Source organism: Jiangella alkaliphila (assembly GCF_900105925.1).
Taxonomy (GTDB): Bacteria; Actinomycetota; Actinomycetes; order Jiangellales; family Jiangellaceae; genus Jiangella; species Jiangella alkaliphila.
The window spans coordinates 6,783,392-6,797,531 of sequence record NZ_LT629791.1 but is presented as its reverse complement, the minus strand read 5'-3'; the positions used below and the strand labels follow the sequence as shown (position 1 = coordinate 6,797,531).

Annotated in this window: 11 protein-coding genes; 3 read left to right on the top strand and 8 right to left on the bottom strand. The window is 73.1% G+C overall.

Annotated elements, in window-relative coordinates; all coding sequences use genetic code 11:
* Positions 1 to 630 precede the first annotated feature (630 nt).
* The 7 genes from BLV05_RS31235 to BLV05_RS31205 form a co-directional block, all read right to left on the bottom strand.
* Complete coding sequence (locus BLV05_RS31235) at positions 631 to 1,362, bottom strand: amidohydrolase family protein (RefSeq protein ID WP_046772990.1); 732 nt, start codon at positions 1,360 to 1,362, stop codon at positions 631 to 633.
* Entirely contained in the window at positions 1,359 to 2,240 is an 882-nt protein-coding gene (locus BLV05_RS31230; RefSeq protein WP_046772991.1) for an amidohydrolase family protein, read from the bottom strand. Before BLV05_RS31230 ends, BLV05_RS31235 begins: the two co-directional genes overlap by 4 nt.
* On the bottom strand, positions 2,237 to 3,343 hold the full coding sequence (locus BLV05_RS31225; RefSeq protein WP_046772992.1) for a mandelate racemase/muconate lactonizing enzyme family protein: 1,107 nt from the start codon (positions 3,341 to 3,343) through the stop codon (positions 2,237 to 2,239). Before BLV05_RS31225 ends, BLV05_RS31230 begins: the two co-directional genes overlap by 4 nt.
* Positions 3,340 to 4,098, bottom strand: a complete 759-nt coding sequence (locus BLV05_RS31220) for an amidohydrolase family protein (protein WP_046772993.1) — start codon at positions 4,096 to 4,098, stop codon at positions 3,340 to 3,342. The genes BLV05_RS31225 and BLV05_RS31220 overlap by 4 nt, the downstream gene beginning before the upstream one ends.
* Before the next feature lie 7 nt (positions 4,099 to 4,105).
* Positions 4,106 to 4,846, bottom strand: coding sequence for a creatininase family protein (locus BLV05_RS31215; RefSeq protein ID WP_046772994.1), 741 nt, complete (start codon positions 4,844 to 4,846; stop codon positions 4,106 to 4,108).
* Complete coding sequence (locus BLV05_RS31210) at positions 4,843 to 5,853, bottom strand: Gfo/Idh/MocA family protein (protein ID WP_197683421.1); 1,011 nt, start codon at positions 5,851 to 5,853, stop codon at positions 4,843 to 4,845. The genes BLV05_RS31215 and BLV05_RS31210 overlap by 4 nt, the downstream gene beginning before the upstream one ends.
* Before the next feature lie 77 nt (positions 5,854 to 5,930).
* Positions 5,931 to 6,743 carry an IclR family transcriptional regulator gene (locus tag BLV05_RS31205; protein ID WP_046772996.1) on the bottom strand — a complete coding sequence of 271 codons (813 nt, stop codon included), beginning with the start codon at positions 6,741 to 6,743 and terminating at the stop codon, positions 5,931 to 5,933.
* A 104-nt stretch (positions 6,744 to 6,847) separates the two neighbouring features.
* On the opposite strand from BLV05_RS31205, the gene BLV05_RS31200 reads away from it, so the two are divergent.
* The 3 genes from BLV05_RS31200 to BLV05_RS31190 all read left to right on the top strand — a co-directional run bounded on the left by BLV05_RS31200 (position 6,848) and on the right by BLV05_RS31190 (position 11,682).
* Positions 6,848 to 7,312, top strand: coding sequence for a RidA family protein (locus BLV05_RS31200; RefSeq protein WP_046772997.1), 465 nt, complete (start codon positions 6,848 to 6,850; stop codon positions 7,310 to 7,312).
* A 104-nt stretch (positions 7,313 to 7,416) separates the two neighbouring features.
* Complete coding sequence (locus BLV05_RS31195; protein WP_152691141.1) at positions 7,417 to 9,906, top strand: hypothetical protein; 2,490 nt, start codon at positions 7,417 to 7,419, stop codon at positions 9,904 to 9,906.
* A 9-nt stretch (positions 9,907 to 9,915) separates the two neighbouring features.
* The gene (locus BLV05_RS31190; protein WP_046772999.1) at positions 9,916 to 11,682 is read left to right on the top strand and encodes an FG-GAP repeat domain-containing protein; all 1,767 of its coding nucleotides are present in this window, start codon (positions 9,916 to 9,918) and stop codon (positions 11,680 to 11,682) included.
* Positions 11,683 to 11,903: 221 nt separating this feature from the next.
* Here the strand turns inward: BLV05_RS31190 and BLV05_RS31185 are convergent, their stop codons facing one another.
* The gene (locus tag BLV05_RS31185) at positions 11,904 to 13,310 is read right to left on the bottom strand and encodes an IS1380 family transposase (RefSeq protein ID WP_083421331.1); all 1,407 of its coding nucleotides are present in this window, start codon (positions 13,308 to 13,310) and stop codon (positions 11,904 to 11,906) included.
* Between the last annotated feature and the right edge of the window lie 830 nt (positions 13,311 to 14,140).

The window sequence follows — 14,140 nt, the reverse complement described above, 5'->3', positions numbered from 1 at the left end:
CGTCCCCCTGCTGCCCATTTTCTTAGCCGCGAGGGTGCGCCTCAAGTCCGCGCCCGCTGTGGTGCTTCTTTGGTTGTGGTTGGGGGCTTGGACTTGACCCGCACCCTCGCGGTCTAAGTACTGGCAGCTATCAGGGGGACGGGGGAAGAGCGGGCACAGCCCGCGTGGGGTGAAGCCGACGCTGCGGGTCCTGGTCTGGCGTTACGTCGTGGTCTGCGGTTACGCAAAACGGCGGATTCGGGGCTCGTAGCGTGACTGGGGACCAGGACGTGACGGCAGACCAGGATCCCGACGGACACCATCCTGGGTGTGGAGCGCGTCCTGGGTGTGAGTCGCGGTTTCGGGCCCGTTTCGCCGTTTCGGCGCGACTCACGCCCAGGACGCGCCTCAGACCCAGGATGCCGACGCCGCAGGGTCCGGCGAACGGTGCATATCGGGCGCGGCTGTGCCCGGTTCTTCCCCGTCCCCCTGGTAGCTGCCAGTTCTTAGGCCGCGTGCGCGCGGGTCAAGCGGTCATCGTCGCGCGAAGCGCCATCAGTCCGCTTGAGGCGCGGGTGCGCGGCTAAGACAATGGGCAGCAGGGGGACGCCCAACTAGGCAACCCCCTGGCCCACTCGGCAACCCGAGCCGCTAACCGAGCAGTCCGGCCAGCGTGCCGCCGAGGACGGCGGCGCGATCGGCGTCAGGGATGGGCCAGTCGGTGATCCGGGCCAGCTCGGCAGTGGGCGCCGTGTATGGAGCGTCGGTCGAGAAGACCAGGCGGCCGGCGCCGATCTCGGGGTCGCGGGCGAACTCCGACAGCACGGTGTCCCACGGCGCGTAGCTGGTGTCGGCGTACAGGTTCGGCGCGTGCCGCAGCGCCGGCGCGGCGTCGATCCAGAAGTCGGTCGCGCCGCTGCGGCCCATGACGAACGTCAGCGACGGCCAGCGCCGGGCCAGGGACGCCAGCGGCAGCGGGACGGCGTGCGGCGGCGTGCCCGTCCGGACGTAGACGAGCCAGCCGGCGTCGCGGGCGAACGCCAGCAGCGGGTCGACCAGCCCGTCGAGCAGGTCGAACCCCTGCAGCGCGGGGTCGACGGCGAGGGCAGCGGCGCCGCGGTCGCGGGCCCGGGCCAGCTCGGCGACGGCTTCGGCGCCGGCCCAGGGGTTGGCGACGGCGTAGGCGATCAGCCGGCCGCCCGACGCCGCGGCGGCGGCCGTCACGAGGTCGTTGCCGCCGCGGTTGTCCCAGGCGGTCGCGTACTCGCCGGGCGCGACGAGGGCGCGGTCGATGCCGAGCCGGTCCATCGTCGCGGTCAGCTCGGCGACGTCGAGCGCGGCGGACCGGCCGGGGCCGAGCCGCACGTGCGCGTCGATGATCACGGTGTCTCCTTCAGCGACAGGCCCAGCGCGCCCAGCGCGTCGGCGTGGATGATCTGCTCGACCACCTCGTCGGGGATCCGCGGCAGCGCGGTGCCCTCGGTGATCGCGTTGACGCGGCGCAGCCCGGCCATCGCCTCGCCGGTGTTCGCGATCGGGAAGTCCGACCCGAGCAGCAGCTTGTGCGTCGCGCCCCACTCGACCGCGGCCAGCAGCGACTCGTAGCAGACCCAGGGGCGCAGGTAGATGGACGAGACGTCGGCGTAGACGTGCGGGTGCTTGCGGATCGTCACCACCGTCTCCTTGCCCCACGGGTGGCCCATGTGCGCCATGACGATGCGCAGCTCCGGGAAGGCCAGCGCGATCTCGTCGGTGACCAGCGGGTACGTGTAGCGCAGCGGCGCGTGCCGGATCGGCGAGGCGCCCTGGTGGAACACGATCGGCAGCCCTTCGCGCTGGCAGTACCCGTAGAACGCGGTGGCGCGCGGCGACAGCGGGTCGAAGTCCTGGTAGTTCGGCCCCAGCTTGACGCCGACGAGGCCCAGGTCGCGGCAGTGCTCGGCCTGCTCGACGGCGTCGGCGCGGGTCGGGTCGACCGACATGAAGCCGATCCGCCGGGCCGGGTCGGCCGCGACGAACGCGGCGGTCGACGTGTTGGTGTCCTCGGGGCGGTACGGCAGCCCGGTGGCGGCCTCGGGGTCGTCGACGGCGATGTTGAAGACGATCGAGACGTCGGCGGCGGCCATCGCCTCGTCGTAGTCGGCCCACGAGTTCGTCGTGGTGACCGGGCGGTCGGTGCGCCAGCCGGTGTAGACGCGCCGCTCGTCGTCCGGCACGGCGTCACGGTGCGTGGGCGTGTGCGCGTGGACGTCGACGATCATCGGAACTCCCGCAGCAGGTCGGCTCGGAGGGTGACGCCCAGGCCCGGCTCCGGCCTGAGGCGGACGATCGTCCCGTCGCCGGCCAGCGGCTCGGCCAGGATGTCCTCGGCGTAGTAGTGCGCGCCGATGATGTCCGACGGGATCGCCGACAGCCGCGGCAGCGCGGCCGCGACGTGCAGCTGGGCGGCCGCGCCCAGGCCCAGCTCGCCGTTGGACCCGATCAGCACGTCCAGCCCGGACGCATCGGCCAGCCCGGCCATCGCGACCGCCCGGCCCGGCCCGCCGCTCTTGCCGACGTAGAGGCTGACGACGTCGGCGGCCCCGGCGTCGATGACGCGGGCGAGGTCCGTGGTGCCGAAGACGGACTCGTCGGCCACCACCGGCAGCCCGAGGTCGCGCAGCGATCGCATGCCGGCGAGGTCGTCCGGCCGCACCGGCTGCTCGGCGAACGCCGGCTCGTAGGGCGCCAGCGCCCTGATCGCCCGGGCCGCCTCGGACCGCGACCAGCCGCCGTTGGCGTCCATGCCGAGGAACGCCTTGTCGCCGACGAGGGACCGGGCGTGCGCGAACCGCTCGACGTCGCCGTCGACGCCGAGCCCGACTTTCACCTTGAAGGCGCCGAACCCGGCGGCGACGGCGGCCGCGTGTGCCCGTTCCAGCTGCTCGCCGTCGCCGGACAGCGACAGCTTGATCGGCACCTCGGTGCGGTACGGCCCGCCCAGCGCGACCGCCAGCGGGACGCCGAGTGTGCGCGCCCACGCGTCCCACAGCGCGATCGAGACGCCGGCCTTGGTGAACGGGTTCTGCGCGAGCACGGTGTCCATCAGCGCCTCGAGCCCGCGGACCGGCGTCAGCGGCCGGCCGACCAGCGCAGGCGCGAGGATCGTCTCGATGAAATGCCGCGCGCTGACGCCGTCCTCGCCGCTCCACAGCGGCGTCGCGCTGACCTCGCCGTAGCCTTCGACGTCGTCGCTGGTGACGACGCGGACCAGCAGGAAGTCGGAGCGGTCGTGCGCGCCGCGGGCGCCGCGGACCACCAGGTCGGGATGGGCGGCCAGGCTGACCGCGGCGGTGTGCACGGCCGCGACGGTGACCGCCGTCATGCCGCGTCCAGCAGCCGCGCGGGGTTCTCGACCAGCATCGCCCGCCGCTGCGCGTCCGTGATGCCCCAGCCGTCGATCTCGCGTACCCGCGCCACCGCGTAGTCCTGGCTGGCCTGGTCGGACAGCCCGGCGTCGGTGCCGAACAGCACCTTGTGCGGCGGCGCCTCGGCGAGGATCGTCCGCGCGGCGTACGGCGGGGTGCCGCAGATGCACAGGTAGAGGTTCTCCGTCTCCTGGATCATCGCCAGCGCCTCGCGCCACAGGTCGTGCAGTCCGCCGTGGCCGAGCACGACGGGCAGCCGCGGGTGCCGCCGGGCCAGCGCGGCGATCTGCGACGGCGTCGAGTACGGCGGGGTGCCGTCGTGGCTGAGCAGGATGCCGCCGGCCCCCGCGATGACCTCGCAGATCGGGTCCAGCGCGGGCTCGTGCATGCTGAACCCCTGCAGCCACGGGTGCAGCTTCATCCCCTTGAGCCCGAGGGCGCCGAACATCCGCTCGGTCTCGGCGACGGCGTTCCGGTCGCGCGGCGTGACGGTGCCGAACCCGGCCAGCCGGTCGGGGAACGCGCGGACGAAGGCCGCGAGGTCGTCGTTGGCCTCCGGCCGGGCGTCGAACAGGCCGTCGTGGCTGAGGACGACGGCGCGGTCGATGCCGATGGCGTCCATGAACCCGACGAACTCCTCCGCGCCGAACGTCGCGCCGCCCAGCCAGCTGGTGGTGCGCCACAGCGGCGTGTGGGTGTGGAAGTCGATCACACGGTCCTCACAGGGTCTCGGTCAGCTCGGCGAAGCAGGCGGCCAGGCCGGCGACGACGGTGTCCAGCCGGGCGGCGCCGTCGGCGGCGGTGGCCCGCTCGGGGTGGTCGGTGTAGCCGTCGATGGACGTCCACAGCGCGGCGTCGTGGACGGTGACGCCCTTCGGCTTTGCCGTGGCCGGCTCGGGCAGCGGGCGCGCACGCGGCGGGACGGGGCCGGCGGCGTCCGGGCGGACGGCGGCGACCAGCGACGTCTCGAACTCGCCGGCGTGACCGGGCACGCCGCCCGCGGGGTCGTCGGCGGCGAAGCGCCAGTAGTCGACGTGCGCGACGGCCAGCCGGTGCCGGGTCGAGGCGGCGGCCGCGGCGGCGTGGCAGACGCCGACGTTGCCGCCGTGCCCGTTGACCAGCACCACGCGAGCGCCGCCGTCCTCGGCGACGGAGCGGAGCAGGTCCAGCAGCACCGCGAGCAGCGTCTCCGGCGTCAGCGACAGCGTGCCGCCGAACGGCAGGTGGTGGTCGGACGCGCCGAACGGCAGCGCCGGCGCCAGGACCTGGGGCCGGGCGGCGGTCTCGGCGGCGAGCGTCGCGGCCCGCTCGGCCGCGGTCGCCGCCAGCAGCGCGTCGGTGCCGGTGGCGAGGTGCCGGCCGTGCTGCTCGGTGGCGCCGATCGGCAGCACGACCAGTGCCTCCGGCAGCACCTCGTTCAGCGTCTCGCGCGACGCGTCGGCCCAGCGCAGCAACGTCATGTGGTGACTCCGTCCATGGCAAGGGTCGCGACCTGCTCGGCGAGGGCGAGCGCCGCCAGTCCGGCCGCGAGGTCGGGGTCGGGCGCCGCCACTTCGCCGCGGACGAGCGCGGCGAACCGGGCCAGCTGCAGGTCGAAGTCGCGCGGCACCCGCTCGCCGGGGAACTCGACGGTCTCCTCGCCGGCGGCCGTGGCCAGCCGCAGCGCGAACGTCACGCCGTCCAGCGTGGCCAGCCCGCGCGGGCCGAGGAAGGTCAGCTCGCAGCGGGGCAGCGCGTCGGTGAGCCAGCCGAACTCCGCCAGCACCCGGTGCCCCGCCGGATGGTGCAGCCGGGCGCCGGTGAGGTTCGGCGCGGGCAGGTCCGTGTCGGTGCGCAGCGCCCACGCGTCGTCGACGACCAGCCCGCCGGGACCGAGCAGGTGCGCGAGCCAGTCGAAGACGTGCGCGCCCTCGTGCACCACCGGCATGCCGTGCTCGAGGGTGCGCCGCATCCGGGCCAGGTGCGCGGGGTCGGCGGCGTCGCGCCGCTCGTCGTAGATGTGCGCCCGGACCAGCAGCGGCCCGCCGAGCACGCCGTCGTCGATCCAGGTCTTGAGCCGGCCGATCGCGGGGTCGTGCCGGTAGGTGAGGCCGATCTGCAGCCGGGCCCGCTCGGCGGCGGTGAGGCCGGTGTAGACCGAGGCCGCCGCGACCGACGTGGCGACCGGCTTCTCGGCGAGGACGAACCGGCCGGCCCGCAGCGCGGCGATGGCCAGCTCGGGGGTGGCCCACGGCGGTGTGGCCAGCACGACGCCGTCGGGGGCGGCGGCCAGCGCGTCGTCGAGGCTCGCGCCGACGGTGACACCGTCGCCCACCAGCGGCGTCACGGCCTCGCGGTGTGCGGCGACCGGGTCGGCGACGGCGACCAGGCGCACGTCGGGGGAGCGCAGCAGCGCAGGCAGGTGCGCGCCGAGGCCGATGTCACCGAGGCCGACCAGCGCGACCGCGACCATCGTCCCTCCCGTCAAGGTTTCGCTATATCGAAACTATAAACGCGAATACGAAGATAGGGCACCGCATCGCACCCGGGCAAGAGGACGCGACGTCAGCGCAGGTCGTCGAAGCCGAGCTTGCGCGAGACCGTCCGGCCGATCTCGACGACGCCGGCGATGGCCTCTTTGCGGCGCTGGCCGGCGAGGTCGCGGGAGAACCCGGTGACGCCGACCGCGCCGCCGACCAGCCCGCCGGCGTCGAAGAACGGCGCGGCGACGCAGGCGATCTCGGCCTGCTCCTCCTCGTCCTCGACGGCATAGCCGCGCTTGCGGACCCCGGCCAGCTCGGAGAGGAACGCCTCGCGGGTCGGCTCGGCGGCGCGCGGGCCGCGGCCGGGCGTCAGCTGGGTCAGCAGCGGCTCGAGGTCGCGCTCGGGCAGGTGGGCGGCGATCGCCTTGCCCAGCGCGGTGAGGTTGAACGGCGCGACCTTGCCCGGGTAGGTGTCGAACTGGATGAACCCGGGCGTGGCCGCCTTGGCGACGTAGACCACCGAGGCGCCGGTCAGGACGCCGATGTGCACCGGCATGCCGACGACGTCGGCCAGCTCGCGCAGCTCGCGCTGCGCCACCGACGACAGGTCGACCTTGCGGACCAGTTGCGTCGCCAGGCCGTACAGCCGCAGCGTCGGGCGCCAGAAGTGGCTGCGTCCGACCACCCGGCGCTGCGCGTAGCCGCGCTGTTCGAGCGTGTAGACGATGGAGGCGCAGGTGGCCAGCGGGATGTTCGTGCGCTTGGCCAGGGCGGTGAGGGTCATGCCCTCGTCGGACTCGACCAGCGTCTCGAGCACGGTCAACGCCCGTGCGACCGCCGGCGACGGTGCGCGGTCCTGGCCCGCGGTGCCCTCGTTGACGTCATTGCCCGGCATTCGTGCTCCCTGCGTCCGAGGCCCCGAGCCTACGGGATCTGCCCCGTGTCACTCTATCTTCTGTTTGCCGTAGTCAAGTTCGACAGTCTGAAGGAGCCGTCTACGTGACCAGCGACTACCGCCACGCGTCCGCACCCGCCACCCCGCCGCCGGCCGGCCCGCAGCGCCCGTCCATCGCGGCGACCCGCCGGCTCGGTGACCTGCTGGTGACGTCCGGCAAGACCGCCAACGGGCCGGACGGCGCGCTGATCGCGTCCGGCCGGGTCGGCGACCAGGTCGATCTCGAGACCGCACGGCAGTGCGCCTGGCAGTGCGCCGCCAACGTGCTCGAGACCGTCCGCGCCGAACTGGGCAGCTTGGAGCAGGTGGCGGAGGTCGTCAAGCTGACCGTCTACGTCGCCAGCGCGCCCGGCTTCATCGAGCAGCACCTGGTCGCCGACGCCGCCACCGCCTACGTCCAGCACGTGCTCGGCGCGGAGGCCGGGCAGCACGCGCGCGCGGCCATCGGCGTCGCCGAACTGCCCACCGGCAGCCCCGTCGAGGTGGAGGCGCTGATCCGCGTGCGCTGACCCGCCGACCCCTTGTCGGGTCCGTCGTTCGTCGCTATTGTCTCGGTTATTCAGAAGATAACTTCGATATTTGGAAAGATCGATTCGACTTCTGAGGAGACGCCGTGGCGCCACACGTGACCCGAAGGACGGCTCTGACGCTCGGCGGTGCTCTCGCCGGCGGCCTGATCGCGAACCCGGGGGTGGCCACGGCCGCCCCTGGCCCGGCCCCGGCGACCGCCGCCGGGCCGCACGGCTCCGGCGAGCCGACCGCCGCGGAGGCGAGGACCTGGTGGACGCCGCAGCGCCAGGTCTGGACCCCGATCGGCTGGAAGGGACACCTCTTCCGGTTCGACGTGTTCTACAACGGCACGACGGTGTGCCAACCGGCCATCGCGCTGCCGCCGAGTGGGGCACCGACGCTGAAGCCGTACCTCGCCCAGTACCGCGGCAAGGACTTCCAGGTGACGCCGGTGCTGCCGTCCGGCGGCGGCATCCCGCCGCTGGCCGACGAGCCGTCCTACCTGCACCGCTCCGACTTCGGCGTCGGCATCCAGGGCTGGCGCGAGGACACCGAGACGCCGGTCCTGTGGACCGAGTGGCGCCGCCAGGAGGGCCTGGTGCTGCGCCAGTACGCGTTCGCGCACGTGCCGGGCGGGCAGCCGATCGACGAGCCCGGCGGCCCGATCCACGCCTGGCAGCGCTACGCCGTCGAGTGGGTCGACGCGCACGACCGGCCGGACACCTTCGAGTTCGCGCTGCGCCTGAGCCGGGTCTACCTGCAGCACTTCATCGGCCCGCCGGAGCAGCAGGAGGCGTTCGTCACCATCCAGGCGACACCCGCCGCGGCGCCGCTGGCCGGCCCGCTGCGCACCGACCGCATCTGGAACCCGGACGGCCGGCCGCTCACCGTCCGCGTCTACGACGACACCGGCGCCGTGCGGATGGTCGTCGAGACGCCGGCCGGCGCCACCATCGCGCTGGTCGAGGCCGATGGCCACCCCGGCGTCTACGACCTGCGGCTGTCCGTCCCGGCCGTCGAGGGGACGCATCTCGACGTGCTGCTGCCGATGCTGGCCCAGCCGGTCGCCGACGCCGACGCCGAGTGGGCGCTGGGCTGGGACGGCGCGCTGGCCGAGTGCGAGGCGTTCTGGTCGCCGCGGCCGCCGACGGCGTCGGCCATCTCGACGGGGGAGCACCAGGTCGACCAGTTCTTCCGGCGCAGCGTCCAGCTGGCCGAGATCATCGCGGAGAAGAGCCCGGACACCGGGCAGTTCACCTTCCTCACCGGGTCGTTCGGCTACGACCTGCTGTGGAGCACGCCGACGTCGATGGTCAGCCACATGTTCCTCGACCTGCTCGGCCGGCACGAGGTGGTCGACCGGCACACCGACCTGTTCCGTGCGGTGCAGGGCGTGCGGCAGCCGCCCGGCGCGGCCTACCGCGAGCTGCCCACCGACGGGTTCTTCGCGACGCCGCTGTCGCTGCAGTCGTTCGACTGGCTCGGCGATCACGGCGCGATCCTCGAGGGCGCCGCCCGGCACGCGCTGCTCAGCCACGACGACGCGTTCCTGGAGCGCTGGCTGGACCCGATCGTCGCCGCCTGCGACTTCATCAAGCGTGCCTGCGAGCACACCGGGCACGACGGCGTCCACGGCCTGATGCCCGCGGCGGCGTCCAACGACACCGGCGTCGAGCAGCAGTCGATCTGGATCCAGGCGTGGAACTACAAGGGCCTGGCCAGCTCCGTCCGGCTGCTGCGCCGGCTCGGCCACCCCCGGGCGGACGAGTTCGCCGCCGTCGCCGACCGGTTCCGGACGGCGTTCGGCGACGCTCTGCGGGCCGCCGCCGCTGACGCGCCGACCTGGACCGATCCCGGCGGCGCCGAGCACCCGATCCTGCCGACGAAGTTCACCGGGCCGGACAGCCCGTGGCCGTTCCTGGAAGCGTTCGACACCGGCGCGCTGACGGCGGTCTGGGCCGGCCTGCTGCCCGCCGCCGACCCGCTGATGCGCTCGTATGTCGAGTTCTTCCGGGTCGGCCCGAACACCCGCGTCTTCGACCCGCACCACCACACCGCGCTGGACCGCGTCGTCCTCGACCACGAGCAGAGCAGCGGCGAGCCCTGCTACAGCTGGAACCTGTTCCACACCTGGCAGCTCGGCGACCGCGACCGGTTCCTCGAGGGCATGTACGGCCTGATCAGCGGCGCCGTCTCGCCGGACACGTACATCTCCGGCGAGCACCGCAACGCGATGTACGGGTCGCTGTTCGTGCAGCCGCTGATCACCTGGGCCGCCCGGCACGCCGTCATCGACGACAGCCTCGTCGACGACGAGATCCAGCTGCTCCGGCTCTGCCCGCTGGCCTGGGTGAGTGCCGACCACGAGACGACGTTCGAGCGGATGCCGACGCTGCACGGCCCGGTGTCGCTGCGGTTCAGGCTGTCCGCGGACGGCCAGTCGTTCACCGTCTCCTACGAAGGCGACTGGGTCGACCGTGGCCCGCGCCGCACGCTGCTGCACCCGCCGGCGCTGCCCGGCCTGAAGTGGGTCCTGGTCAACCGGCAGCGCTACGCCGCCGATGACGTCATCGTCCTCAAGCCCGGCCGTTAGGGGTTCCTCATGAGACGTTCCCTCCCGCTGGCGCTCGCCGCGGTGCTGATGCTCGGCGCCGCCGCCGTGCCGTCGTCCGCCGCGCCCCGGCTGCGCCCGCACCGGGTCGCCGACCTCGACGTCGCCTGGTCGGCCTCGGCGCGACCCCAGGCGGCGCGGGCGCTCGCCGTCCCCGCGCCCGGCGACGTCACCGGCGACGGGCTGGCCGACGCCGTCGTCCGCGACCCCGGCCCGGACAGCGGCAGCCTGCGCGTCTACGCCCACGACGGCAGCCCGGCCGGCGCCAACCCGTGGCCGTCGTTCGACGTCACCAGCGGCGACTGGGACTACGCCGACGTCCTGCAGCTGGCGGACGTCACCGGCGACGGCCTGCCCGACGTCGTCGCCCGCGACCCCGACGCCGGCAACGGCACGCTGTGGATCTACCCGAACGACGGCTCCGGCGGGTCCGACCCGTGGCCGTCGCGCGTCTCGGCCGGGACGAACTGGAACACCTACGACCAGATCCAGCTCGGCGACGTCACCGGCGACGGCCGGCCGGACCTGCTGACCCGCGAGCCCGGCGCCGCCGCGGGGACGCTGTGGATCCACCCGCACAACGGCACGACCGCCGGGAACCCGTGGACCCGGCCGCGGTACTGGGCCGGCACCGGCTGGAACCTCGCCACCGTCATGACCCCGGCCGACGTCACCGGCGACGGCCACGCGGACATGGTGGTGCGCGACGGCGGCGGCGCGCTGTGGGTCTACCCGCACAACGGCACCACCACCGCCAACCCGTACACGTCGCGCTACGGCGCCGGCACCGGCTGGAACCTGGCGACGATCCTGCTCACCGCCGACGCGACCGGCGACGGCCGGCCCGACGTCGTGATCCGTGACGGGTCCGGCGCGCTGTGGGTGTACCCGCACAGCGGGGCGGCCGCCGGGACCAACCCGTACACCGTCCCCCGCTACGCCGCCGGGACCGGCTGGGACGCGTCCGACGCGCTGCTGGCCGGCGACGTCACCGGCGACGGCCGCGCCGACCTGCTCGGGCGGGCACACGCCGGCGACCTGTGGGTGTACCCGACCGACGCCGACGCCCCCGGCGGGCCGTGGCCGGAGCGGTTCGCCGCCGGCACGCGGTGGGCGTTCGAGAACGCGCTGCTGCTCGGCGACCTGACCGGCGACGGCCGGCCGGACCTGCTCGCGCGGGACCGGGCCGCGACCAACGGGACGCTCTGGATCTACCCGAACACCGGCGCCACCGACGCCGACCCGTGGACGGCGCCCCGGTACTTCGCCGGCACCGGCTGGAACACCGTCACCGAGCTGGTCCTGGGCGACCTCACCGGCGACGGACGCCCCGACGTCCTGGCCCGCGACCGGCGCGGCGAACTGTGGATCTACCCGCACAACGGCTCGACGTCGTCGAACCCGTGGACCGTCACCCGGCGCTGGGCCGGCAGCGGCTGGTCCACCGCGGCGACGCTGAAGCTGGCCGACGTCGACGGCGACGGCCGCCCCGACCTCGTCGACCACGAGCGGGACGGCACGCTGTGGGTCTACCCGACCAGCGGCGCCGCGCCGGTCCGGATCGGCGGCGACTGGTCGGACACCGACGTGCTGGCCGCCGGCGACGTCACCGGCGACGGCCGGCCCGACCTCGTCAGCCGCGACGCCGCCGGCGACCTGTGGCTGCACCCGCACGACGGCGCCACGGCCACCGACCCGTGGACCGCTCGCGAACCGGCCGGCTCCGGCTGGGAGTTCGCCTCCGCCTTCCTCCTCTGACCACCCCCGCCCCGGAGGGAGAGTGCCAGGAGTTGTAGCGGGGGAGACTGCCGAGTTGGCCGTCCCCCTGCTGCCCATGGTCTTAGCCTCGATCCACCGACCAGCTTGGTGACGTCGTCTGGTTTCAGGCGAGGTGGTTGTGATCACGTTGGGTGTGAGTGAGTTGCCGGTCTGCCCGGCTTTCCACTGGGGTTCCTTCTCGTGCCGGCGGGGGCTGGTGGTCAGGTGTGTGTCGTGGCGGGCCGGGGGAAGAGGGCGTTGTAGAGCGTGGACCACGCGGTCTGCCAGGGCCAGTTGGTCGGCAGGTGCAGGGTCAGACGCCGGGCGGAGGTGGCGATCCGGGCGGGGACGGTGATGAGTTTGCGGCGGATCGTCGCGGTGGTCGCCCTGGTCAGAGTGGGGGTCTTGGTCAGGGTCGCGGCGGCGCGGGTGAGGTTGAACGCCATGACCGCGCAGACGAGCCAGGCCGCGTTGGCGTTGAACACCCCGGAGGGCAGGTGGGCCAGCGCGGAGGCCTTGAGGTCGGCGTGGACGTTCTCGATGACCGCGTGGGCCCGGTGGGTCTGGTCCGCGGCGACGGTGTCCATCTCGGTGGTGTCGGTGGTGGTGAAGAAGGCGTGGAAGCGCCAGGAATCGAACAACGTGTCCTGGCCTTCGCTGTTGCGGGGGTTGAGATCGGGGATACGGCGGACCACGAGCCGGCCGGGGATCTGGTCGGTCTTGTTCTTGGAGGTGAACGCGGTGAAGGGAACCTCGGCGACCTCGGCACGAGAGTTCCATGTTCTGGTGGTCTCGTCGTAGACGGCGTCGGTGTATTTGATCGTGGTCCAGGCGGTCTCGGCGATGCCGGCGATGGCGCGTTTGACCGCCGGGTCCATCCGCACGGTGATCGAGACGTTCGCGCCGGCCTTCAACGCTGCGGTGACCAGGGCGTGGGAGTAGAACGCCGAGTCCGCCCGGACCAGCACGTCTCGGCCGGCCAGGTGGGTGCGGCGGATCAGGGCGAGGGCGTCGGTGGCCAGACGCGTCGCCCCGCGTGGGGACCCGGCCGAGCCGTTGCGCAGGCGCTGGGCGGCGATCACCGGCGCGAAGGTCTGGCTGGAAACGGTGGCCAGCACGGCGTTCAGGCCCCGCACCCCGGAGTACCCGAACCCCGCGCCCTGCTTCTGATAGCCGTGTACCTCCACGATGGTGTCGTCGATGTCGACCATCACCGTCGCGGTGTCTGCGGTCTCGCCCAGCAGGGCCGTGCGCTGGGTCAGGTTGATCAGAAACCGAGAGGCGATCGCGTCGGCTTGGCGGACATGGCCGAAGGTGAAGGCGCGCAGGAACGAGCCAAGTGTGGAGGGGGCGTAGATGCCGGCGAAGACCTTCCCCATCGCGCCGTGGCGTAGCAGGGCCATGTCGTCGATGCTGTCCGCGCCGGCGGTCATGCCGGCGACCAGGCCCGACAGCTTCAGCCCGGCGTTGGCGCCCTTGTCCGTCGGCACGCTCAGGTGCTCATCGCCCAGCTCGCGCAGCCGTGCCTCGCCGGCCAGGGCCATCGCCGGGACCAGGCCCGCCGACGACACGAGGTTGGGCTCATCGAAGGCCGCCGAGACGACCGGTCGGGTGTGAGAGAGTTGCATCTACGAGATGCCCTTCTTGAGCTGGCGATACGTGCCTTAGACAAGTCGTATCCTCCCAGCTCAGAAGCGCATTCTCACGCTCCCACGCCCTACCACGACACTCCACCTGTCGGTGGATCGAGGCTTAGCCGCGAGGGCCCGCCTCAAGTCCGCGCCTCTGCTGTTCATTGTTCGCTGTGCTTCCGGGCTTGGACTTGACCCGGACCCTCGCGGTCTAAGTACTGGCAGCTATCAGGGTGACGGGGGAAGAGCGGGCACGGTCCGCGTGGGGGATGAGTCGACGTCGATGGCGCCGGCCGTCTTCGATGTCGGTGACCGTCTTGGATGGGGTGCGAGGACGGTTTCTGCCATCGAGGACGGCGGTGCGGGTCCTGGTCTGGTGTGACGTCGTGGTCTGCGGTTACGCGAAATGGCGGATTCGGGGCTGGCGGCGTGACGGGGGACCAGGACGTGACGGCAGACCAGGACCCGGCGCTTACCAACCTGGTGTGAGGCGCGTCCTGGGTGTGAGGCGCGTTTCCGGGCCCGTTTCGCCGTTTCGGCGCGCGTGAGACCCAGGACGCGCCTCACACCCAGGAAGCCAACGCCGCAAATCGGGCGAACGGCGCGAACGGTCCGGGCTGTGCCCGGTTCTTCCCCGTCCCCCTGATAGCGCCCTTGGGCCGGGGGCGGACCCGCGGGTCAAGCGGTCATCGACGGCGCGAAGCGCCCATCAGTCCGCTTGAGGCGCGCGTGCGCGGCTAAGAGAATGGGCAGCGGGGGGACGCCCAACTCGGCGAAACCCCCGACCAACGCAGCACGACGGCCGGTCGCGTCCTGCCTCGAAAGAG

Coding starts and splice junctions, on each gene's coding strand:
- BLV05_RS31230 (WP_046772991.1), bottom strand. CDS start 2,240: ATGATCGTCGACGTCCACGCGCACACGCCCACGCACCGTGACGCCGTG.
- BLV05_RS31225 (WP_046772992.1), bottom strand. CDS start 3,343: ATGACGGCGGTCACCGTCGCGGCCGTGCACACCGCCGCGGTCAGCCTG.
- BLV05_RS31215 (WP_046772994.1), bottom strand. CDS start 4,846: ATGACGTTGCTGCGCTGGGCCGACGCGTCGCGCGAGACGCTGAACGAG.
- BLV05_RS31205 (WP_046772996.1), bottom strand. CDS start 6,743: ATGCCGGGCAATGACGTCAACGAGGGCACCGCGGGCCAGGACCGCGCA.
- BLV05_RS31190 (WP_046772999.1), top strand. CDS start 9,916: ATGAGACGTTCCCTCCCGCTGGCGCTCGCCGCGGTGCTGATGCTCGGC.
- BLV05_RS31185 (WP_083421331.1), bottom strand. CDS start 13,310: ATGCAACTCTCTCACACCCGACCGGTCGTCTCGGCGGCCTTCGATGAG.